We start from the raw sequence: 21,218 nt of genomic DNA on the forward strand, positions 1-21,218 counted from the left end.
TACCTACCTGGCAATTTTCTTGCCCAGGAGGCAAAAACCGTTCAGTCCGGAGGCGGCGGCGCGGGTGCCGCCGGGTCCCCCGTGCCGGTGGCGCGGACCGCCTCCACCGTGTCCGCCTCGGCGGCCCGCTTGTCCGGGCGGTGCCGCAGCACCCGGGCGAACCGCAGGGTGATCCCGGCCGGATAGCGGGTGGAGCGCTGCACCCCGTCGTAGGCCACCTCGACCACCAGCTCGGGCCGCACCCGCACGGTGAAACCGTCGTCCGCCACGGCCAGCTCGCCCAGCCGGACCGTCTGCCAGCGCAGCATCTCGTCCGTGAGCCCCTTGAAGGTCTTGCCCAGCATCACCATCGAACCGTCGGCGGCACGCGCCCCCAGGTGCAGGTTGGACAGCATCCCGGTGCGGCGGCCATGGCCCCACTCGGCGGCCAGCACCACCAGGTCCAGGGTGTGCACCGGCTTCACCTTCAGCCAGGACTTGCCGCGCCGGCCCGCCGCGTAGGGCGAGTCCAGGGACTTCAGCATCACCCCTTCGTGGCCCCGGGCCAGGGTGTCGTCACGGAAGGCCTCGGCGGCCGCCCGCTGCCCCTCCGGGTCCTCGACGACCAGCCGCCGGACCCGGGCGGCGTCCGGCACCAGCGCGGCCAGCGCCGCGTGCCGTTCCCGGAGCGGCAGATCCAGCAGCACCCGGTCGCCGACGGCCAGCACGTCGAAGAAGAACGCGGTCACCGGCCGGGCCGCGCGCGCCGCCGACACGTCCAGCCGGGCGCCCGTCCGGCTCGCCACGTCCTGGAAGGGCACCGGCCGGCCGGTCCCGCCCAGCGCGATCACCTCGCCGTCCAGGATGAACCGGTCCGCCGGCAGCGACCGGGCCAGCTCCACCACCTCCGGCAGCCGCCCGGTGATCTCGTCCAGGGAACGGGTGTGGACGTGCACCTCGTCCCCGTCCCGGTGCACCTGCACCCGGATCCCGTCGAGCTTCTCCTCCACGGCACAGGGCCCGAGCGCGGCCAGCGCCTCCGCCACCGAGCCGGCGGTGCTCGCCAGCATCGGCTGCACCGCCCGTCCCACCCGCAGGGTGAACCCGGCCAGGGCCTCCGCTCCCCCGGCCAGCACGGCCGCCGCCACCTCGGGCAGGGACCCTTCGAGCATCACCGCGCGGCGCAGCGCGGCGGCCGGCACCCCGGCCGCCGCTGCCGCCCCGTCCAGCGCCACCGCGTCCAGCGCCCCCTGCCGGACCTCGCCGGAGAGCAGGGCGCGCAGGAACCGCTGCTCGGACTCGGTGGCCGCGCCGAGCAGCCCGTCCAGCACCCGCTGCCGCCCGGCGCGGGAGCCGGGGCCCGCGACGGCGGCCAGTTCGGTGACGGCCGCGTCCACGGCGGACACGGTGAGCGTGGGGACGTCGGCGGGCGGCACCTCCCTGGCCAGGGTGCTCCAGCCGACACCCGGCCGCCCCTGCGAGCCGCCCGGCCAGATAGCCGACCACCAGCGCGGCCTCCCCCGGCGGGGCCGCCTCGAACAGCTCCGCGAGCAGAGCCACCTTCCGGGACCGCGCCGGGGCGGCGGCCACCTCCCGGGACACCCGCGCGACCTCGGCCAGCAACATGCCGCCATCCTCCCGCCCGCGACCCCGCCCCGCAGCCCGACCGGGCCGGGCTCGCGGTCCGCTCGGGGTCGACTCGGGGGCGGGCGGTGCCGCATCGGGGTCGGCTCGGGGTCGGGCGGGGGTGTACGTACTGCGGACGCGGTACCCGGACGGCGCAGCGTAGTCCTGGAGAAGGTCTACGGTTCCGCCTGCGGTTGCTCCGGGCGGGCGCCGGCCCCTTTAGGGTTCCGGTATGGAACTCCGATTGCCCAGGCGCCGCCGGCACCGCCTGCTCGCGGGCGGGGCCGCCCTCGCCGTCGTCGCGGGGGCGGGTGTCTGGACGGCCACGACGGCCTCCGGCGACGGGCCCGCCGTGCACCGCACCGACCAAGTGCTCCAGATGCCCGGCGCGGCCGTGGACACCTCCTTCTTCACGGCCGGACCGACCGACGCGGAACGCCGGCCGGCCGTCCTGCTCGGTCACGGTTTCGGCGGGTCCAAGGACGACGTCCGGCCGCAGGCGGAACGGCTGGCCCGGGACGGGTACGCGGTGCTGACCTGGTCGGCGCGCGGATTCGGCGCCTCCGGCGGCAAGATCGGCCTGAACGATCCCGCGTACGAGGTCAAGGACGTCTCGCGGCTCATCGACTGGCTCGCCAAGCGCCCCGAGGTGCGGACCGACAAGGCCGGGGACCCCCGGGTGGGCATCGCGGGCGCCTCGTACGGCGGCGCGATGGCCCTGCTGGCGGCCGGCCACGATCCGCGGGTGGACGCGATCGCCCCGCAGATCACCTACTGGAACCTGGCCGACTCGCTCTTCCCCGGCGGGGTCTTCAAGAAGCTGTGGGCCGGGGTGTTCTTCACCACCGGCTCGGCCGGCGGCCTGGAACTCGCCGGCCCGCCCGCCGCGGGCACCCCCACGGGAGGCTCCGGCACCGGGCGGGCGGCCGCCGACGGCCGTCCCGCCACCGGAGAGCCCCAGCCGGCCCCGTCGGCGGGCGCGGCCCGGGCGGCCCCGACGGCCGACCGGGCGGCAGCCGCCGCATGCGGCCGGTTCCAGCCGGAACTGTGCGCCATGTACGAGCGGGTCGCCGTGTCGGGGCAGCCCGACGAGGAGGCCCGCCGGCTGCTGGCCGACCGCAGCCCCTCCGCGGTCGGCGACCGCATCAAGGTGCCCGCGCTGATCGTGCAGGGGCAGGCCGATTCGCTGTTCCCCCTGGACCAGGCCGACGCGATGGCCCGCACCATCGCCGCGAACGGCGCCCCGGTCGCGGTGGACTGGGCGGCCGGCGGCCATGACGGCGGCCTGCGCGGCACCGGCCGGATCGAGGACCGGGTGGTCGCCTGGTTCGACCGGCACCTCAAGGGCGACACCTCGGTGGACACCGGGCCGGCCTTCCAGGTCACCCGGACCGGTGGGATCGACACCACCAACGGGGAGGTGCAGGTGCGGCAGGCCTCCGGGGACCGGTACCCCGGGCTGGTCTCCACCCCCCGCGCACTCCCCCTGACCGGCGGCGAGCAGCGGTTCGTCAACCCGGCGGGCGGGGCCCCGCCCTCGGTGTCCTCACTGCCCGGTATCGGCGGACAGCTGGCGGCCTTCGGCACCGGCCTCGCCCTCGACTTCCCGGGCCAGTACGCCCGTTTCGACTCCGCCCCGCTGCCGGACGGCCTGCGGATCACCGGCACCCCCACCGTCAAGCTCAAGGTGAGGTCGAGTGCCGCGGACGGCTCCGCCGTGCTCTTCGGCAAGGTGTACGACGTGGGCCCGGACGGCCGCCAGCAACTGCTGCCGAACCAGCTGGTGTCCCCGCTCCGGGTGACCGACGCGGGCGGCGGCAAGGACGTGGAGTTCCGGCTCCCGGCCATCGACCACGGGGTGGAGGCCGGTCACCGGCTGCGCCTGGTCGTCTCGGCCACCGACCTCGGCTACGCGACCCCGGCCGCCCCGGCCGGCTACACCGTGGCGGCCACCGGGCCGCTGGCGGTACCGGTCGTGGACGGGGTCCGCACCTCGGCGGCGGCGCTGCCCGGCTGGACCTGGGGACTGCCGCTGGGCGCCCTGGCCGTCGCGGCCCTGCTGCTGACCGTCCGGCGCCGGCCGCGGCCCGGTGCGGCTCCGGCCGCGGGTCCGGTGCCCGCGCCGGGTCCGGTGCCGGGTCCGGTGCCGGGGCGGGTGCCCGCGCAGGGCGACGTACCGCTGGAGATCACCGGCCTGACCAAGCGTTATGCGAAGTCCAAGGACCGGTACGCGGTCCGGGACCTGTCCTTCCGGGTGGAGCAGGGGCAGGTGCTGGGGCTGCTCGGGCCGAACGGCGCCGGGAAGACCACCACCCTGCGCATGCTGATGGGTCTGATCTCGCCGGACGCCGGGGAGATCCGGGTGTTCGGCCATCCGGTGCGCGCCGGTTCGCCGGTGCTCTCCCGGGTCGGGGCCTTCGTGGAGGGCGCCGGGTTCCTGCCGCACCTGACCGGCCGGGCCAATCTGGAGCTGTACTGGCGGGCCACCGGCCGGCCGGCCGCCGACTCCCATATGGCGGAGGCCCTGGAGATCGCCGGGCTGGGCGACGCACTGGAGCGCGCGGTCCGGACGTACTCGCAGGGCATGCGGCAGCGCCTCGCCATCGCGCAGGCGATGCTGGGCCTGCCCGACCTGCTGATCCTCGACGAGCCGACGAACGGCCTGGACCCGCCGCAGATCCGCGAGATGCGGGACGTGATGATCCGGTACGCGGCCGGCGGCCGGACGGTGATCGTGTCCAGTCATCTGCTGTCGGAGGTGGAGCAGTCCTGCACCCACCTGGTGGTCATGGACCGCGGACAGCGGGTGGCGGCGGGACCGGTCGCCGAGATCACCGGCGGCGGCGACACCCTGCTGGTGACCCTGGGCGGGCCGGTGGCGGACGTGGTCGTGGAGAAGGTGGCGGCCCTGGAGGGAGTGGGTTCGGTGGCGAGGTCCGAGGACGGCCTCGGCCTGCTGGTACGTCTGGAAGGCGCGGGTCCCGGCGAGCTGATCGCCGAACTCGTCCGGCTGGAGGTACCGGTGACCGGAGCGGGGCCGCACCGGCGGCTGGAGGACGCGTTCCTCACCCTGATCGGAGGAACCTCATGAGCACCCTGGAATCCGCACCCCCGGCCCCGGGCCCCGGAACGGCCCGGGGCTCGGCTCCCGGGACGGGTCCGGGAGCCGAGACGGCCCCCGGCTACGCGGCCGGCCGTACGCTGCCGCTGCGGGTGGAGGCCCTGCGGCAGTGGCGGCGGCGCCGGACCCTGGTGATGGGCGGGATCCTGGCGGCGCTGCCGTTCATCCTGATGATCGCGTTCGCGGTGGGCGGCGGTCCCGAGCGGGGCGGGGACGGCCGGATCACCCTGATCGACACGGCCACCGCCTCGGGCGCGAACTTCGCGGCGACCTGTCTGTTCGTCTCGGCGGGCTTCCTGCTGGTGGTGCCGGTCGCCCTGTTCTGCGGGGACACGGTGGCCTCCGAGGCCAGCTGGTCCTCGCTGCGCTATCTGCTGGCCTCGCCGGTGCCACGGGCCCGGTTGCTGTGGAGCAAGCTGGTGGTCGCGCTGGGCTTCAGCCTGGCGGCGATGGTGCTGCTGCCGGTGGTGGCGCTGGCGGCCGGCACCGCGGCCTACGGCTGGGGCCCGCTGGAACTCCCGACCGGAGGCTCCCTGCCCGCCGGGGACACCCTGCCCCGGCTGGCCCTGGTGGTCGCCTTCGTCTTCGTGTCCCAGCTGGTGACGGCCGGGCTGGCGTTCTGGCTCTCCACCCGGACGGACGCCCCGCTGGGCGCGGTCGGCGGGGCGGTGGGCCTGACCATCGTGGGCAACGTGCTGGACGCGGTGACGGCCCTGGGCGACTGGCGGGAGTTCCTGCCGGCCCACTGGCAGTTCGCCTGGGCCGACGCCCTGCAACCGCACCTGGAATGGGGCGGCATGCTGAAGGGCGCCGCGGTGTCCCTGTCCTACGCGGTGGTCCTGATCGCCCTCGCCTTCCGCGGCTTCGCCCGCAAGGACATCGTCTCGTAGCCCGGGTAGACCCCGGCCCCGTCCCGGGTGACGCCCTCCCGGGACGGGTCAGGACGGGCCTGGGTGGGCCCGCCCACCCGGGCCCGGAGCAGGCCTGGGTGGGCCGCCCGGGTGGGCCCGGGGCGCGCCGCCCGGGCGGGTCCAGCCGGGCCCGGAGCAGGCCTGGGTGGGCCGCCCGAGTGGGTCCAGGCGGGCCCGGGGCGGGCCGCCCGAGTGGGCCGGGCGTGCCTCACCCGGCGGTGCCCCGGACGGCCGCCCGAGCCACTCCGGGGGCCGTCGCCGTCCACTCGGCCTCCGCGGCGGCGAGCAGGGCCACCGTCTCCGGGTGGGGACCGCGGCGGGCCCAGTCGAGCGGGCTGTAGCCGGTGCCGCGGTCCTCGCGAAGACGTGGGTCCGCCCCGTGGGCAAGCAGAACGCGAACGGTGTCCGCATGCCCCCAGGCCGCCGCCCCGCAGAGCGGGGTCCCCTCGCTCCCGTGCCCGCTCTCGACGTCCGGGTCAGCACCGGCCGCCAGCAGCACCAGCACCGTCTCGATGGCACCACACACGGCCGCCGCATACAGCGGCGTGGTCCCGTCCCGGTCAGCCGCCCCGGCCCGAGCCCCCGCTTTCAACAGCGCCTCCACCTCCCCGAGCCGCCCGAATCCGGCCGCAGCCACCAGCGGCCGCGAAAGCTTCTTCCGCTGACGGCGATTCACGTCTCCCCCTCCGCCCACCGAGCAATCACTCACCCACTCACCCACTCACCGACCGAACGGCTGGCCGCCGAACCGCCCCCTGATCCCCGGATTGGGGGCGGCCAGGGAGCGTCAGGCGGTGCTGGACGCGCCCGGGCCGAAGCCCGCGCTGTCGGAGATCTCGGTGACCGCGGCGAGGAGCTCCGCGTCCAGCGGGCGGTCGGCCACGGCCGCGTTGGCGCGGATCTGGGCTGCCGAGGTGGCACCCGCGATGACCGAGGCGCAGCCCGGCTGAGCGGAGAGCCAGCCGATCGACAGTTCCAGGACGCTACGGCCGTGCTTCTCCCCGAGTGCGGCCAACGCCTCGACCACATCGAGCCGACGGTCGGTGAGGTACTCGTCCTCACCGTGCAGCCGGGAACCGGCCGGAACCGGGGCGCCGCGACGGATCTTGCCCGTGAGCAGGCCGTTGGCCAGCGGGTAGTAGGGCAGGACGCCGACTCCGTAGTGGACGGCGGCCGGGACCAGCTCGCGCTCCGCTGAGCGCTCCAGCAGCGACCATTCGTTTTGCGCCGAGACGAAGGCGGCCGAACCGGTCTCCCGAGCCACATGTGCGGCCTCCGCCAGCTGCCAGCCGGAGAAGTTGGAGTGGCCGAGATAGCGGATCTTGCCTTCGGTGACCAGCTCGGTGAGGGCGGTGAGGGTCTCGGTGAGCGGGGTGGCCGGGTCCGGGCTGTGCAGTTGGTAGAGGTCGATGTGGTCGGTGCCGAGGCGGCGCAGGGACTCCTCGACGGAACGGCGGATGTAGCGGCGGCCGCCGCGCGATCCGATGGCCGGCCCGTACTCCATGTCCACGCCGCCATAGCCGAACTTGGAGGCGAGGACGACCTGGTCACGGCGGCCCTTGAGGGCCTCGCCGAGGTGGCTTTCGGAGCCTCCGCGGCCACCGTAGATATCGGCGGTGTCCAGCAGGGTGATGCCGGCGTCGAGGGCGGCGTCGACGACGGCGCGGGTGGCGGCTGCGTCGAGGGTGCGGCCGAAGTTGTTGCATCCGAGGCCTACGGCGGAGACCTGGAGACCCGAGTTGCCGAGGGGGACATAGCGCATGGGTACGGTTCGCTCCTCTACATGTGGATGATCCACACGCTATCCCCTGGGCGGCGGCACGATCACGGGTTTTCGGCCACCAAGGCCCCGCCGACCCGGCCTCCGGAACCCGAGGCGATCCGGAGGCTGACCCCCCGGCCACAGACTCCCGGATGGCGGCCCTGGGAGCCCGACCGGGACCCGCCCATCGTGACCCCGCTCACACCTGCCCGTTCATGTCACTCCGCCCCCCCCTCCTCACGGCCCGAGTCGTGTGCCCGATCCGCGACTCCGGGACCCCGCGCATCCCCTGGGGCGGGTGGGGACCCGGCCCGGAGGCCGCGGGCGCGGCACGCGAGGCCGGCCAGGTGCTCGCGGCCGCGGGTGAGTTGGCCGGGCAGCTCGGCCGCGTCCGGGTACCAGCGCTTCTCGTACTCCCAGCAGACCCAGCCGTCCGGCGGAACGGCCTCCACCGCTTCGGCCAGCGGTAATACCCCCTCCCCCAGGGCCAGGGGGGTCAGTTCGGTGGCCGAGGCCACGTCCTTGACCTGGAGGTACCCCAGATGCCCGGCCAGGGCTCTTCGGGAGTCGGCCGGGTCCTCCCGGCCCAGCCAGGTGTGGAGTACGTCCCACAGCGCGCCGGCCGCTGGATGCGCCACCCGGTCGAGCACCCGGCCGGTGGCGGCCCCGGTGCGGTGCGAGTCGTGGGTCTCCAAAAGGATTCGCACCTGGTGCCGTTCCGCGAAGGGTGCCGCCGCGGCGAGGCGGCGCACCGCGTGGGCGTCGGCCTCGGCTTCCCGGAGGTGCCCTCCTCCGGGGAACACCCGGACGTATGCCGCCCCGAGTTCGGCCGCGAGGACGATCAGCGACAGGAGTTCGGCGAGGACCGGGTCGTCCTCCCCGGCTGCGGCGACCTTGGCGTATCCGGCGACGGTGAGGACGGTGACACCGGCTGCGGCGAAGGTCTTCACGGCGGCGGCCCTGGCGGCGGACGGGGTCCCGGGGTGCAGTGGTTCCTCGGGGTGGGCCCGGAGTTCCACTCCGTCGAACCCGTGCTCGGCGGCGAGGGCGGCGGTCTCCTCGACGGTCCGGCCCGGGATGCCGAGCGTGGAGAAGGCGTACTTCATGGCCGTTTCCTCGGATGCTGGGGTGGCGGCGCGGTGGAGTCGCGCACCATCAGTTCGGTGGGCAGGGTGGTGATGCCGCCGGGCGGGGGCTGTCGGCGGCCGGTCACCAGTTGGGCGGCCAGTTCTCCGGCGGCACGCAGGGGGACCCGGACGGTGGTGAGGGCGGGTGCCGTGTCCACGCAGAACGGCATGTCGTCGAAGCCGGTCAGGGAGACGTCCTGCGGGATGCGTATGCCCTGCTCCCGCAGGGCCGCCGCCGCACCCAGCGCGATGGTGTCACTGGCGGCGACGAGGGCGGTGAACGGTGCCCGGCGGCGGCGGAGGAGTTCGCGGGTGGCGTCATAGCCGGCGGAACGTTCGAACCGGGCGTGGACGGTGAGCTCGGCCGAGGCGTCGGCGAGTGCCGGATCGTGCTGTCGGAGCGCGGCACGGTGGCCGGACAGTCGCTCCCGGGCGGTGCTGAGGCCGGGGGGTCCCGCGATATGGGCGATGCGGCGGTGGCCGAGGGCCAGGAGGTGTTCGGCGAGGCGGAAGGCTCCGGCGCGGTCGTCGAACACCACGGTGGAGACGGGGAGTCCGTCGGGGACCGGCAGCGCGGGCCGTCCACAGAGCACCACCGGGACACCGGCGGTGGCCATCCGGGTGATCCGGTCGGTGAGGGCGCGGGTGTGGGCCGGGTCTTCGACGGCACCGCCGGTGAGGACGATCCCGCCGGCCCGCTGGCCTTCCATGAGCGTGAGGCAGGCCAGTTCGGCGGCGGGGAGGCCTTCGGTGTTGCAGACCACGGCGAGACGGCCACCGCCGGGCTGACCGGCCGGGCTCAGTGCGCGCTGCAAGGAGCCGGCCAGGATTCCGTAGAAACCGTCCGCCACATCATGGACGAGGATTCCGACGAGGTCGGAGGTGGCGGCGGCGAGGGCCCGGGCCGGGCCGTTGGCCACATAGCCGAGCTCCTCGATGGCCCGCTCCACCCGGGTGCGGGTGCCTCCGGCGACCGGATAGCCGCCGTTGAGCACCCGGGAGACGGTCGCGGACGAAACTCCCGCGTGCACCGCGACTTCAGCCAGGGTCACTGCCATCTTCCACCCCTCCTCGACCTCGCCCGGTCTTCCGGGCCACTTCCATGGTGCCCGAAAAAGAAAGCGCTTACTATCACCCGTTCGTGTGTTGCAGAGCTCTGCTTCGGCAACCTAGCCTGATGACAGCGAAAGCGCTTTCTATCCTCCTCGTCCGCTCCTACTCCCTCCTCCCCGTCACCTCGAACACCCGGCCGGGGGTGGCGTGGTGAACAGGACCGGCGTACCGGGTGGCGGCCCGGTCGACGGCCTGTTCCGGGGTTGAGGTGTGGCCGACATGGGTGAGGACCAGGCACCCGGCAGCGGCGGTCGCGGCGGCGGCCCCGGCCTGTTCGGGCGTGTGGTGACCCTCGGGGTTCCCGTCGGCCTCACAGAGCAGCAGATCGCAGCCTGCGGCGAGTTCGGTGAGAGAAGGACAGGGGGCGCAGTCCCCTGAATAGACGAGAGAGGCTCCGTCCGCCTCGGCCCGGACGGCAAAGGCGGGCAGTCCGTGCTCGACGGCCCGGGAGGTGAGGCGGAGCCGGCCGAGAACCGCGATGTGGCCGTCGGACAGTTCGTGGATGGCGAAGGCGGACTCGATGGGGCTGCGGTCCGGTCCGTTGGTGAGGAACCCGGCGAGCCGGTCGGCGATGCCGGGCGGTCCGAAGAGAGGGATCGGGGAGGCGAGTCGGATGTCGGCGAAGAGCAGGGCGTAATAGGCCGTGAGGAGGTCGGAGCAGTGGTCCGCATGCAGATGGGAGATCCAGATGCCGTCCAGGGCGTCCAGTGGGGTGTGCCGTTGGAGGGCGGCCAGGGTGCCCGGGCCGGCATCCATCCAGAGGCGGATGCCGGCATGGGTGAGGAGGTAGCCGGAGCAGGGGTTGTCCGGTGCCGGGTAGGGGGTCGCGCTGCCCAGCACGGTCAGGTGGATGGGGGCGTCCGCCGTCATCGGCCGGGCTCCGTTCGATCGGGTGCGAGATCGGGGTCAGAGGTCGAAACCACCGGAGACCTCGATGTTCTGGGCGGTGACCCAGGCGCTGTCCTCCGAGACCAGGGTGGCGATCATCGCACCGATGTCCTCGGGTTCGCCGACCCGTCCCAGCGCGGTCCGGGCCGCCAGGGCCGGGATCACCTCGGGGAACCGCTCGAAGGCGTCGTCGCCGAGGCGGGTGCGGGTGGGCCCGGGGGATACGGCGTTCACCCGGATCCCGCGGGCGCTGAGTTCCTTGGCCAGATAGCGGGTCAGTACATTGAGGCCGCCCTTCATCGACGCATAGGCCGAGTAGCCGGGCTCGGGGCTCGCCGCCGTGGCCGAGCTGCTGCTGGTCAGGACGATCGCCCCACCGTCCGTCATCAGCGGCAGGAGGCTCTGGGTCAGGAAGTAGGGACCCTTGAGCAGGACGCGCATCAGTCCGTCGAAGAGTTCCTCGGTCGTGTCCTCGAACATCGCCATCCGGGCGGAACCGGCGTTGTTGACGAGGTGGTCGAAGGTGTCCCGCCGCCAGGTGGTGCGCAGCGCTTCGGTGACGGCCTCGCGAAAGGCGGGGAAGGTGCCGGTGTCGGCGAGGTCCAGCGGCAGGGCGATCGCGGTGCCGCCCGCCTTCTCGATGGCGGCCACGGTGTCGAGTCCGCCCTGCTCGTTGCCGCCATAGGTCAGGATGACCCCGGTTCCCCGCCGGGCGATCTCGATCGCCGCGCTCCGCCCGATCCCGGAGCTGGCACCGGTGACGATGGCTACCTTCATGATGATCCTCCTGAGTGCTGTGTGGTTTCTCCGGTGGCTACATCTCCATTCAACGGCTGTGAGCTGCGAGGACGTTAGAACGATCGAATCGATGACTTGCACGATCCTCTCTCCTGGGGGAATCAGGGGGCGGTAGTGCTGGAATGGAGGCATGGCCCTGGAAGAGCTCCGCACCCTGCTGGCCCGGCACGCTCGGGCCGACTGGACCACCGCGATCGACGGGGTCCTGATCTCGAAGGTGGACCGGTCCGACCCGCCGGCTCCCTCGACCTCCGGGACCGTCCTCGCCGTCATCGCCCAGGGCACCAAACGCCTCGTGCACGGCGACCGGATCTTCGAGTACGGGCCCGGCCAGTACCTCGTCGCCTCGGTCGATCTGCCGGTCACCGGCCAGTTCGTCGGAGCCACCCCGCAGGCCCCGGCCCTCGGGTTCGGCCTCACCCTGGAGCCTTCCGCCGTCGCGGAGTTGCTGCTGCGGGCCGGGCCCGGAACCACCCCCCGGGGCGGCACGGGCGCGCAGCCCGGCATCGCCGTCAGCGATGCCCCCGAGGTGCTGCTCGACGCGGTGCTCCGGCTGCTGCGCCTGCTCGACGAGCCCCGCGACCGGGCGGTGCTGGCCCCGCTGGTGAAGCAGGAGATCCTGTGGCGGCTGGTCACCGGGGAGCAGGGCGATGCGGTGCGCCAGCTCGGGCTCGCGGACAGCAGTCTCAGCCAGGTCTCGCGGGCCGTGCGCTGGATCCGGGAGCACTACGCGGAACCGTTCCGGGTGGAGGACCTGGCGCGGCTCTCCGGGATGAGCGTCTCCGCGTTCTACCGGAACTTCCAGGCCGTGACGGCGCTGAGCCCGATCCGGTTCCAGAAACAGGTCCGACTCCAGGAGGCCCGCCTGCTGCTCGCCACTCACCCGCGCGATGTCACCGGGGTCGGACACCGCGTGGGGTACGACAGCGCGTCCCAGTTCAGCCGCGAGTACCGCCGCCAGTTCGGCGCGCCTCCCAGCGAGGACGCCACCCGTCTCCGCCTCCCCTCGCCCGCGCTCCCCTGAGCCATTCCCCGGGGGCCGGCGGGGGTGGACGGGTGGTTGATTCCGGGTGGGGTGGGGTGGGGCTCTTGACCAAGCTGGTCCAGACCAATAGTTTCCGGCATGCACCTCGCACGACGCATATTCCCCGCATCCTCAGCAAAGGAAGCCCATGCGCCGCAGCATGCTCGGCAGGCTGGCAGTCGCCGCCTGCTCCCTCTCCCTGCTGGCCGCCTTCGCGCCCGCCGCGACGGCCAGCGCCACCTCCGGCGGCGATGCCGGCAGTGGTGAGCGCCACCACAGCCGTCCCCTGAAGCGGGTCGGCTACTTCACCCAATGGGGCGTCTACGGGAGGGACTTCCAGGTCCAGGACCTGGACACCAGCGGCACCGCCGCCAAACTCACCCACATCAACTACGCCTTCGGCAATGTGAGCGCGGACGGCAAGTGCTTCACCGGGAACGTGCCCGGTGAGGCGGATGCCTGGGCCGACTACGTGCGGCCGCTGGACGCCGCCAACTCCGTGGACGGGGTCGCCGACGACTGGGAGCAGCCGGTCGCGGGCAACTTCAACCAGTTGCGCGAGCTCAAGGCCAAGCACCCGCAGCTCAAGGTGCTGATCTCGCTGGGCGGTTGGAGCTGGTCCACGCACTTCTCGGACGCGGCGCTCACCCCCGCCTCCCGCAAGGCCTTCGTCCAGTCCTGCCTGGACCTCTACATCAAGGGGAACCTGCCGCAGGACGGCACCCGCGGCGGCGCGGGTTCGGCGGCCGGGATCTTCGACGGCATCGACCTGGACTGGGAGTGGCCGGGCTCGGAGGGCGACACCGACACCAAGTTCCGGCCGGAGGACAAACGGAACTTCACCGCTCTGGTCCGCGAGTTCCGCACCCAGCTGGATGCCTACGGGAAGACGAAGAAGCGGAAGTACGAGCTCACCGCCTTCGTGCCGACGGCCCCGGCGAAGATCGACGCCGGTTTCGATGTCCCCCGGATCATGAGGGACTTCGACTTCGTCAACCTCCAGGGCTATGACTTCCACGTCTCCGGCGAGAAGAACACCGCCCAGCAGTCCGCGCTGTACGCGCGCAACGACTTCAGCGTGGACGGCACCGTGAAGTCCTGGCTGCGGCGCGGGGCCCCGGCCCACAAGCTGGTCGTGGGCATGCCCTTCTACGGTCAGGGCTGGACCGGTGTGAGCGGTGGCGGCGACGGTCTCGGTCAGCCCGCGACGGGCCCCGCCCCCGCCACCTGGGCCGCCGGGTACGAGGACTACAAGGAGCTGAAGAAGCTGGCCTCGAACGGCAGCTACAAGGTCCACCGGGACCGCAAGGGCGGGCACGCCTGGCTGTTCGACGGCACCACGCTGTGGACCTACGACGACCCGCAGGTGCTGCGCACCAAGTCGGAGTACGTCCGTGAGAAGGGTCTGGGCGGGGCCATGTTCTGGTCGCTGGACGCGGACACCGCGGACGGCGAACTGATCAAGGCCGTGGACCGGGGTCTGCGCGGCCGCTGAGCGGCGGACGGAACCCGGATCCCCTTGTGACCGGCGCCGCCGGGCCGCGGAGAGCACTCCGGCCCGGCGGCGCCCCACCATGTCCGCCCCGTCAGCGCGCCTGCCGCCCCCGTTCAGGGTGTTCGGTCCGCCGTCTGGTCGGCGGCCAGGGCCGCTGTTTCGGTGAACGGCGGGATGTGGCCGGTGCCGCCGCGGCCCGAGACGGAGAGGGAGGCGGCGGCGGCCCCGTACCGGACGGCCTGGGGCAGGGGATCGCCGAGGGCCAGTCGGGCGGTGGTGGTGCCGGTGAAGCAGTCGCCCGCGCCGGTGGCGTCCAGCGGGGCGGGATTGACCGGTACGGGCAGCCGGGTCGCGGTGCGGCCGTCGTGGAGCAGCAGCCGCTCGGGGCCGGCCGTGACGGCGACCGCCCGCGCGCCCAGGGCCAGATAGCGTTCGGCCGCGGTCAGTGGATCCCCGGTGCCGACCAGGGCGAGGGCGTCGGCCGGGCAGGAGGTCTTGAGCAGGCCCGTCAGCGGGGCGATCCGGGCGAGCAGTTCCCTTGCCTCGGTGCAGCCGGTGAGCCGGGGGCGGTGGTTCGGGTCGTACGAGAGGTGCCCGCCCGCCGTGTGCACGGCCTCGGCGGCGGCGATCACGGCCTCCCGGCTGCTCGGTGACAGCGCCCCGGTGATTCCGCTGGTGATCAGGGCGGGGGTGGCGGAGAGCAGTCCGCGCCAGGAGTCGACGTGGTCCATGGAGAGGGTGGAGCCGGCGCTGCCGGTGCGCCAGTAGACGAACTCGCGGTCGCCCTCGGTGTCGGAGGACAGCAGGTACGCCCCGTTGGGGCGCGGGGAGCTGCGGACATGGCTGATGTCGATGCCCAGGGCGGTGGCGCGTGCCAGCAGCGGGACGCTCAGTTCGTCCTCGCCGACCACGGCGAGGAGGGCGGTCCGGGCGCCGGCGGCCACAGCTGCGGCGGCGGCGTTCAGTGCGTCCCCGGAGTAGGAGATCCGGGCGGTGGTGCCCTCCGCCGCCTCCCTGAGCGGGCGGCCGGCGTGGACCTCGACGAGCACCTCGCCGAGTACGAGTACGTCGTACGGGCCGGACGGGGTTCCCGGGGCAGGCGGGGCTCCCGGGGCAGGCGGGGATTCCGGGGCAGGCGGGGTCATCGGGTGGTCTCGGGGCCGGGGGCGCAGCCGGTGCCGCAGCCGCACGGGAGGGCCAGTCCGGTGAACAGGGCGGCCAGTTCGGCGGGGCCCTCGGGCAGGCCGCCGCCGATGCCGACGGCGGCCGCTCCCGCGTCGAGCCAGTCCGGGACCTCCGCGGGCCGGATCCCGCCGGTGGGCACGATCAGCGCGGGCGGCAGCACGGCGGCCAGGGAGCGGATGAAGCCGGGGCCGCCGACATGCGCCGGGAACACCTTGGCCGCACCGCCGGCCCGGACGGCCGCGGCTATCTCCCCGGGGGTGAACCCGCCCTCGACGAACACCGTGCCGCGCCGTCGCGCGACCTCGTGGACCTCGGGTGCGGGGTGTGGGGAGACCAGGAACCCGGCGCCGGCGTCCAGGGCCTCCGTCGCCTGGGCGGCGGTGGTGACGGTGCCGACCCCGATCAGGGCGGAGCGGCCGTGGGCGTCGGCGAGCGGGGCGGTCCGGGTCACGGCCTCCGCCCAGCCGGGTGTGGAGGTGGTCAGTTCCACGGCCCGGCAGCCGGCGGCGAGCAGGGCCCGGGTCCGCCGGACCGCGCTGTCGGCGTCGGCGTCGCGGAGCACCGGGATCAGCCGCTGCGCGGCGATCACCGCGTGGGGGTGGCAGGACGACGGGGCGTGGCGGGACGGGACCTGGTGCGGATCGGGGGACAACGAACCCTCCCAAGCGTTCCACTTAGTGGAACTTGGTATCGTGTGCCGGAACTTGCTGGTACAGACCATACCCATACCCAGGGCGGGAGTTGCGGTGTCCATCGATCAGGAGTCCCGGGGCGGCGACCGGGAGACCGGGCACGGCGCGGCGCGGGGCGGCCGGACCTCGGCGGCCGGGACGGCGTTGGAGAAGTCGATGCGGATCCTGGAGGCGGTCGCCGCACCCGGCGGACCGCACCGGCTGACCGAGCTGATGGCGGCCGCCGGGGTGCCCAAGTCGAGCACCCACCGGATCCTGGCGGCCCTCGCCGAACAGGGCTTCGTCCGCCCGGCGGGCGAGGGCCGCTACGCCGTCGGGCCCCGGCTGCGCGGGCTCGCGGCCATGGTGGGCGGCGGCGAGCCCGGCAGCATCGGGGAGATCCTGGACGAACTCCGGCGGGCCACCGGGCAGACCGTGCACCTGGCCCTGCTCAGCGGCGAGGGGATCACCTACATCCGGAAGCTGGAGAGCGACCAGCCCTTCCGGACCGCCTCCCGGACGGGCATGCGGATGCCGCTGCACACCACCGCGATCGGGAAGGCGATCCTGGCCGGACTCCCCGAGGACGAGGTTCGCGCCCTGGTCCGGGCCGCCGGGCTGCCGCGCCGTACGCCCCGCACCTTGACCACCGAGGCCGAGTTGCGGACCGAACTGGCGGCGGTGCGGGCCCGGGGCTTCGCCGTGGACGACGAGGAGAACGAGTCCACCATCCGCTGCGTGGGCGCCGCGGTGCCCGGCCCGGACGGCCGGCCGGTGGGCGGGGTCAGCGTCACCACGGTCACCTTCCTGGTCGACCGGGCCGAGATCGAGTCGTACGCCCCCGCCCTCAGGGCCGCCGCCGAGGCCCTCGCGCCCCTGCTGTGACCATCGGATGCCATGAAAATCTGATGCTGTGAGAATCAGCCGTCCGATAACTGTTATCCCGCGTCCCCTCGACGGTCTCCCAGTCATTGGGCATCATCGACCGGCGGCACGGACAGGGATCATCACATGAACGATCAGCACGGCACGGCGGGATTCGCGGCACTGGTGGCGGCCGCCCGGGAGGGCGATCCGCGGGCCCAGGACGACCTTGTCAGCACCCATCTGCCCCTGGTGTACAACATCGTCGGACGGGCCCTGGGCGGATCCTGCGACGTGGACGACGTGGTGCAGGACACCATGCTCCGGGCGCTGGACGGGCTGGGCGGGCTGCGCAGCCCGGAGAGCTTCCGGTCCTGGCTGGTGGCGATCGCCATGAACCGGGTGCGGGCCCACTGGCAGGACCGGCAGACCGGCCCGGCCGGTCTGGAGGAGGCCGCCGGACTCGCCGACCCGGGCGCCGACTTCGTGGACCTGACCGTGGCCCGGCTGCAACTGGCGGGACAGCGCCAGGAGACGGCCCGGGCGACCCGCTGGCTGGAGCCCGACGACCGCGGGCTGCTGTCCCTGTGGTGGCTGGAGTGCGCGGGTGAGCTGACCCGGGCGGAGGTGGCTGCGGCCCTGGAGCTGAGCCCGCAGCACACCGCGGTGCGGGTGCAGCGGATGAAGGCCCAGCTGGAGGCGGCCCGGGTGGTGGTCCGGGCGCTGGCCGCGGCCCCGCCCTGTGAGGACCTCCGGCCGGTGCTGGCCGGTTGGGACGGCCGCCCGTCGGCGCTGTGGCGCAAGCGGATAGCCCGGCACGCCCGGGAGTGCGTGCGCTGTTCGGGCCTGTGGAGCGGGCTGGTCCCGGCGGAGGGCCTGCTGGCCGGCCTGGCGCTGGTGCCGGTGTCGCTGGCGCTGCTGTCCGGGGTGCGGACGGCCACCGGTCTGGCCCCGGCCGGCTCGGCCTCCGCGGCCGGCTACCCGGGCGGTACGGGGTACCCGGCCGGTACGGACCACCTCGGCGGTACGGGGTACCCGGGCGGGACCGACCCGGCCGCCGGCTACGGCTACCACTACGACCAAGGCCGGGACCCCGCCTTCGGCCACGGCCCGGAGGCCGGCTCCGGCTCGCGTTCCGGTTCCGGGGCCGGATCCGGAGCCGGGGCCGGAGCCGGTGAGGCCGGGCGGCACCGGGCCGGGGAGGGCGGGGACGCCCGCGGGCTTGCCCGCAAGCGGCGCCGCAACCGCCGGCGCGCGGTGGGCGCGGCCGTGGTCGCGGCCTGTGTGGCGGGCGGCGGCATGTGGTACCTCGGGGGCGGGCCCGAGGACGAGGGGGCCCGGGCCTCGACGCCGGGTGCCCAGGCCTCCCCGCTGGCCGCGCTGACCGCGCGCGGGGCCACCACCCCGCCGGCCTCGCCCACCGCGGCCTCCCCCTCCCCCAGCGCCTCCGGCAAGCCGTCGCCCAGCGCCAGCCCCTCCGCGAGCTCCTCGCCGTCCAAGAGCCCGGCACCCTCGAAGACCCCGAAGAAGACCCCGTCGCGGAGTTCGGTGCCGCCCACCCCGCGCACCTCCGCCCCGCGCCCGGCGCCGGCCCCGCAAGGTGCGGCGGCCGAGGTGGTGGCGCTGGTCAACAAGGAGCGGAAGGCGGCGGGCTGCGGTCCGCTGAAGGACAACTCCCAGCTCCGGGCGGCCGCACAGGGCCACTCCGACGCCATGGCGGCGCAGGACTTCTTCTCGCACACCAGCCCCGACGGCTCCGACCCCGGGGACCGCACCACGGCGGCCGGCTACCGCTGGTCGACGTACGGGGAGAACATCGCCCGGGGCCAGCAGACCGCCGCGCAGGTGATGGATTCCTGGATGAACAGTTCCGGGCACCGGGCGAACATCCTCAACTGCGCCTTCAAGGACATCGGTGTGGGTATCCACAAGGGGTCCGGCGGCCCCTGGTGGACCCAGAACTTCGGCGCCAAGGGGTAACGCCCGGGGGCAACGGGGTTCCGCCGTCACCCGCCCTCGTGTCCCTGGCTTCTTTTCCGTCCGAGGATGGAGACTGGAGGAGAACGGGCAGATAACAGCGGGCGGGGGCGGAACACATGGCGCGGAAACAACTCCGGCCGCACCAGCGGGAGGCGGTGGACGCTGTCCTGCGGGCCCTCCGGCCGGCGGACCCCGGCGCCGTCGCCGCCCCGGAGCCCGGGGCCTCCTCGGGGGGCGGGCTGCGCACCCAGGTGATCATGGCGACCGGGTCCGGGAAGACCCTGGTGGCGGTCCGGTCCGCCGAGGAGCTGCGGGCCGGCCGGGTGCTGGTCCTGCTGCCCTCGCTGGACCTGCTGGTGCAGACGGGCGCGGCCTGGCGGGAGGGCGGACGTTCCGGTCCGATGGCCGGGGTGTGCTCGCTGCGGGAGGCGGACGCGGGGTTCCCCACCACCACCGATCCGGCCGAACTGGCCTCCTGGGCCGGGCGGGCTGAGCGGATCACGGTGTTCGCCACGTACGCCTCGCTGGGGCTGGGCACCCTGGAGCGGGCCCACCGGGCCGGTCTGCCGGCCTGGGACCTGGTGGTGGTCGACGAGGCGCACCGGACCTCCGGGCGGATCGGCAAGCCCTGGGCGGCGGTGCACGACGACCGCCGGCTGCCGGCCGCCCGCCGGCTCTACATGACGGCCACCCCCCGGGTCTGGCGCGATCCCGAGGACGCGGACGCCGTCGAACCGGGCAGCGGCGGGGGCGGGGACGCGGGCGGAGACGGTGGCGGTGGCGTGGGCGGCCGGGGCACCCTGGTCGCCTCGATGGAGGACGATCCGGCCGGGCCGTTCGGGTCCCGCTGCCACACCCTGTCGCTCAGCGAGGCCATCGACCGCGGGATCTGCGCGCCCTACCGGGTGGTGTGCGTGGACGTCACCGACCCCGGGTTCCGGGCCGCGGTCCTGCTTGGTGCGGACGGGCGTTCGGACGCGGTGCGCGGGGCCCGGCTGGCGGCCCTGCAGACGGCGCTGGTGAAGGCCGCCGCCGACCAGGACTTCCGCCGGACCCTCGTCTTCCACCATCTGACCCGGGAGGCCGAGGCGTTCGCGGCCGGGCTCCCGGCGGTGGCGGCCCGGCTGCGGCAGACCGGCCGTACGGTGCGGCCCGCCTATCCGCGCCGGGTGTGGGCGGACTGGCTGTGCGGACGGCATCCGGCGGAGCACCGGCGCCGGGTGCTGGGCGCGTTCGCGGATCCCCGGGTGGCGGAGCGGGCGTTCCTCGGGAGCGTCCGGGTGCTCGGCGAGGGGGTGGACATCCGGGACTGCGATTCGGTGTTCTGGGCGGACGTGCGCGGCTCGATGCCGGATCTGGTGCAGGCGGTGGGCCGGGCGCTGCGGATCCGACCGGGCGAGGGCAAGGTCGCCTCGCTGGTCGTGCCGGTGCTGCTGGGGCCCGGGGAGAGTCCGGAGTCCATGCTGACCTCCCGGGCGTACGGGAGCCTGGCGCGGCTGCTGGAGGCGCTGCGGGCGCACGACGCCCGGCTGGTGGAAGCGCTGGCCCAGCCGCAGGCGCCGAGTTCGGCCCCGAAGCAGACCGGGGGCGCGGCGGGGGCGGGCGGGATCAGTGCGGGGGCGCGGGAGCTGCTGGCCTTCTCGGTGCCCCGGGATCCGGCGCTGCTGGCCGCGTTCGTCCGGCTGCGGGTGCTGCATCCGGAGCACGAGCACTGGCGGCGGGGGCTGGAGGCGGCCCGGGCGTACCGGGGGCTGACGGGGGATCTGAAGGTTCCGTTCGGGTACCGCGCTCCGGGCGCCCCGGAGGCGTCGGACGGCGCATCGGGCCGGGCCGCCGGGGTGGCGGGGGCCTCCGGGGTGGCGGGGGTGGCCGGTTTCCCCCTGGGGCAGTGGATCGCCGACGCCCGGCGGACCCATCGCCGGGGTGCGCTGGGTGCGGAGCGGGTGGCTTCGCTGGAGGCGCTCGGCATGGTGTGGAGCCACGTGGACGTGGCCTTCGAGGAGGGGCTGTCGGCGGCCCGGGCCTGGGCGGCCGAGCACGGCCATCTGCTGCCGCCGGCGGACGCGACCTGGCACGGGGCCCCGGTCGGGATCTGGATGAAGAACAACCGGGCGGCGGCCCGCCGGGGGGTGCTCCCGGCGGACCGGCGGGAGGCCCTGGAGGAGGTGGACGCGTCCTGGTGTCCGGAGTGGGACATCGGCTGGCAGCGCGCCTTCCAGCTGACCCGGGAGCTGGTGGCGGCGGGCGGGGTGCTGCCCACCGGGCCAGGTGAGGCTGTGGTGCGGGGCGAGGACCTCGGGGCCTGGGTGCGCCGGCAGCGGCTCGGCTGGGACGGGCTCCGCTGGGCGCAGCGGTGGCTGCTGGAGCACACGCTGGGGATCACCGGGGCCCCGGCCGGGGAGCGGCCGGTGCCGCGCCGCAGCCAGACCGACAAGTGGGCGGACCATCTGGCGGCGGCCCGTCGTTTCCACGAGCGGGAACGGCACCTGGTGGTGCCGCGCGGTCATGTGGAGCGGGTCGGCGGGCGGGAGCTGCGGCTGGGCACCTGGATCGCCAACCAGCGGTCCCGGGCGGCCCGGCTGACCCCGGAGCGGGTGGCCGCCCTGGACGCCCTCGGCATGCGCTGGGCGGCCGGGCCGCCCCCGTGACCCCGGCCGCCTGACCCCGGCCGCCG

The 21,218-nt window shown here is 74.5% G+C and carries 15 protein-coding genes and 1 pseudogene; 7 read left to right on the forward strand and 9 right to left on the reverse strand.

Features of this window, described 5'->3' with window-relative positions:
• Nucleotides 1-41: 41 nt before the first annotated feature.
• A pseudogene (locus tag ACZ50K_RS23570) lies at nt 42-1,605 on the reverse strand (ATP-dependent DNA ligase).
• 232 nt (nt 1,606-1,837) lie between these two features.
• On the opposite strand from ACZ50K_RS23570, the gene ACZ50K_RS23575 reads away from it, so the two are divergent.
• Together ACZ50K_RS23575 and ACZ50K_RS23580 are read left to right on the forward strand one after the other, a co-directional pair.
• On the forward strand, nt 1,838-4,696 hold the full coding sequence (locus ACZ50K_RS23575) for an alpha/beta fold hydrolase (RefSeq protein WP_468906269.1): 2,859 nt from the start codon (nt 1,838-1,840) through the stop codon (nt 4,694-4,696).
• On the forward strand, nt 4,693-5,616 hold the full coding sequence (locus ACZ50K_RS23580; protein ID WP_468906272.1) for an ABC transporter permease: 924 nt from the start codon (nt 4,693-4,695) through the stop codon (nt 5,614-5,616). The genes ACZ50K_RS23575 and ACZ50K_RS23580 overlap by 4 nt, the downstream gene beginning before the upstream one ends.
• 229 nt (nt 5,617-5,845) lie before the next feature.
• Here ACZ50K_RS23580 and ACZ50K_RS23585 read toward each other — a convergent pair whose 3' ends face one another.
• The 6 genes from ACZ50K_RS23585 to ACZ50K_RS23610 all read right to left on the reverse strand — a co-directional run bounded on the left by ACZ50K_RS23585 (nt 5,846) and on the right by ACZ50K_RS23610 (nt 11,304).
• Entirely contained in the window at nt 5,846-6,313 is a 468-nt protein-coding gene (locus tag ACZ50K_RS23585) for an ankyrin repeat domain-containing protein (RefSeq protein WP_468906274.1), read from the reverse strand.
• A 111-nt stretch (nt 6,314-6,424) separates the two neighbouring features.
• Nucleotides 6,425-7,399 carry an aldo/keto reductase gene (locus ACZ50K_RS23590; RefSeq protein ID WP_468906277.1) on the reverse strand — a complete coding sequence of 325 codons (975 nt, stop codon included), beginning with the start codon at nt 7,397-7,399 and terminating at the stop codon, nt 6,425-6,427.
• A gap of 218 nt (nt 7,400-7,617) precedes the next feature.
• Nucleotides 7,618-8,505, reverse strand: a complete 888-nt coding sequence (locus ACZ50K_RS23595) for a sugar phosphate isomerase/epimerase family protein (protein WP_468906280.1) — start codon at nt 8,503-8,505, stop codon at nt 7,618-7,620.
• Nucleotides 8,502-9,584 carry a LacI family DNA-binding transcriptional regulator gene (locus ACZ50K_RS23600; protein ID WP_468906282.1) on the reverse strand — a complete coding sequence of 361 codons (1,083 nt, stop codon included), beginning with the start codon at nt 9,582-9,584 and terminating at the stop codon, nt 8,502-8,504. Before ACZ50K_RS23600 ends, ACZ50K_RS23595 begins: the two co-directional genes overlap by 4 nt.
• Before the next feature lie 157 nt (nt 9,585-9,741).
• The gene (locus ACZ50K_RS23605) at nt 9,742-10,509 is read right to left on the reverse strand and encodes an MBL fold metallo-hydrolase (RefSeq protein WP_468906285.1); all 768 of its coding nucleotides are present in this window, start codon (nt 10,507-10,509) and stop codon (nt 9,742-9,744) included.
• 36 nt (nt 10,510-10,545) lie between these two features.
• Entirely contained in the window at nt 10,546-11,304 is a 759-nt protein-coding gene (locus tag ACZ50K_RS23610; RefSeq protein WP_468906287.1) for an SDR family NAD(P)-dependent oxidoreductase, read from the reverse strand.
• 151 nt (nt 11,305-11,455) lie between these two features.
• Between ACZ50K_RS23610 and ACZ50K_RS23615 the strand changes: the two genes are divergently transcribed.
• Both ACZ50K_RS23615 and ACZ50K_RS23620 read left to right on the forward strand, forming a co-directional pair.
• Nucleotides 11,456-12,349, forward strand: a complete 894-nt coding sequence (locus ACZ50K_RS23615) for an AraC family transcriptional regulator (RefSeq protein ID WP_468906290.1) — start codon at nt 11,456-11,458, stop codon at nt 12,347-12,349.
• A gap of 148 nt (nt 12,350-12,497) precedes the next feature.
• Nucleotides 12,498-13,844: a glycoside hydrolase family 18 protein gene (locus ACZ50K_RS23620; RefSeq protein WP_468906293.1), complete on the forward strand. Its 1,347-nt coding sequence runs from the start codon at nt 12,498-12,500 to the stop codon at nt 13,842-13,844.
• A 113-nt stretch (nt 13,845-13,957) separates the two neighbouring features.
• On the opposite strand, the gene ACZ50K_RS23625 is transcribed toward ACZ50K_RS23620, so the two are convergent.
• Together ACZ50K_RS23625 and ACZ50K_RS23630 are read right to left on the reverse strand one after the other, a co-directional pair.
• The gene (locus ACZ50K_RS23625) at nt 13,958-14,989 is read right to left on the reverse strand and encodes a PfkB family carbohydrate kinase (protein WP_468906296.1); all 1,032 of its coding nucleotides are present in this window, start codon (nt 14,987-14,989) and stop codon (nt 13,958-13,960) included.
• Nucleotides 14,986-15,681 (reverse strand): bifunctional 4-hydroxy-2-oxoglutarate aldolase/2-dehydro-3-deoxy-phosphogluconate aldolase, encoded by a 696-nt coding sequence (locus ACZ50K_RS23630; RefSeq protein WP_468906298.1) that lies wholly within the window; start codon nt 15,679-15,681, stop codon nt 14,986-14,988. Before ACZ50K_RS23630 ends, ACZ50K_RS23625 begins: the two co-directional genes overlap by 4 nt.
• 94 nt (nt 15,682-15,775) lie before the next feature.
• Between ACZ50K_RS23630 and ACZ50K_RS23635 the strand changes: the two genes are divergently transcribed.
• From ACZ50K_RS23635 to ACZ50K_RS23645, 3 genes are all read left to right on the forward strand, one after another.
• Entirely contained in the window at nt 15,776-16,585 is an 810-nt protein-coding gene (locus ACZ50K_RS23635) for an IclR family transcriptional regulator (protein ID WP_468906300.1), read from the forward strand.
• A 126-nt stretch (nt 16,586-16,711) separates the two neighbouring features.
• Nucleotides 16,712-18,544, forward strand: a complete 1,833-nt coding sequence (locus ACZ50K_RS23640; protein WP_468906302.1) for a sigma-70 family RNA polymerase sigma factor — start codon at nt 16,712-16,714, stop codon at nt 18,542-18,544.
• A 116-nt stretch (nt 18,545-18,660) separates the two neighbouring features.
• The gene (locus ACZ50K_RS23645) at nt 18,661-21,192 is read left to right on the forward strand and encodes a helicase associated domain-containing protein (protein WP_468906305.1); all 2,532 of its coding nucleotides are present in this window, start codon (nt 18,661-18,663) and stop codon (nt 21,190-21,192) included.
• Nucleotides 21,193-21,218 lie beyond the last annotated feature (26 nt).

Source organism: Streptomyces sp. NPDC033845 (genome assembly GCF_055576225.1).

Bases quoted from the DNA above. Each gene is read 5' to 3' on its own strand.
- ACZ50K_RS23600 (WP_468906282.1), bottom strand. From the start codon at position 9,584: ATGGCAGTGACCCTGGCTGAAGTCGCGGTGCACGCGGGAGTTTCGTCC.
- ACZ50K_RS23615 (WP_468906290.1), top strand. From the start codon at position 11,456: ATGGCCCTGGAAGAGCTCCGCACCCTGCTGGCCCGGCACGCTCGGGCC.
- ACZ50K_RS23640 (WP_468906302.1), top strand. From the start codon at position 16,712: ATGAACGATCAGCACGGCACGGCGGGATTCGCGGCACTGGTGGCGGCC.
- ACZ50K_RS23625 (WP_468906296.1), bottom strand. From the start codon at position 14,989: ATGACCCCGCCTGCCCCGGAATCCCCGCCTGCCCCGGGAGCCCCGCCT.
- ACZ50K_RS23595 (WP_468906280.1), bottom strand. From the start codon at position 8,505: ATGAAGTACGCCTTCTCCACGCTCGGCATCCCGGGCCGGACCGTCGAG.
- ACZ50K_RS23575 (WP_468906269.1), top strand. From the start codon at position 1,838: ATGGAACTCCGATTGCCCAGGCGCCGCCGGCACCGCCTGCTCGCGGGC.
- ACZ50K_RS23590 (WP_468906277.1), bottom strand. From the start codon at position 7,399: ATGCGCTATGTCCCCCTCGGCAACTCGGGTCTCCAGGTCTCCGCCGTA.
- ACZ50K_RS23645 (WP_468906305.1), top strand. From the start codon at position 18,661: ATGGCGCGGAAACAACTCCGGCCGCACCAGCGGGAGGCGGTGGACGCT.
- ACZ50K_RS23605 (WP_468906285.1), bottom strand. From the start codon at position 10,509: ATGACGGCGGACGCCCCCATCCACCTGACCGTGCTGGGCAGCGCGACC.
- ACZ50K_RS23620 (WP_468906293.1), top strand. From the start codon at position 12,498: ATGCGCCGCAGCATGCTCGGCAGGCTGGCAGTCGCCGCCTGCTCCCTC.
- ACZ50K_RS23580 (WP_468906272.1), top strand. From the start codon at position 4,693: ATGAGCACCCTGGAATCCGCACCCCCGGCCCCGGGCCCCGGAACGGCC.
- ACZ50K_RS23610 (WP_468906287.1), bottom strand. From the start codon at position 11,304: ATGAAGGTAGCCATCGTCACCGGTGCCAGCTCCGGGATCGGGCGGAGC.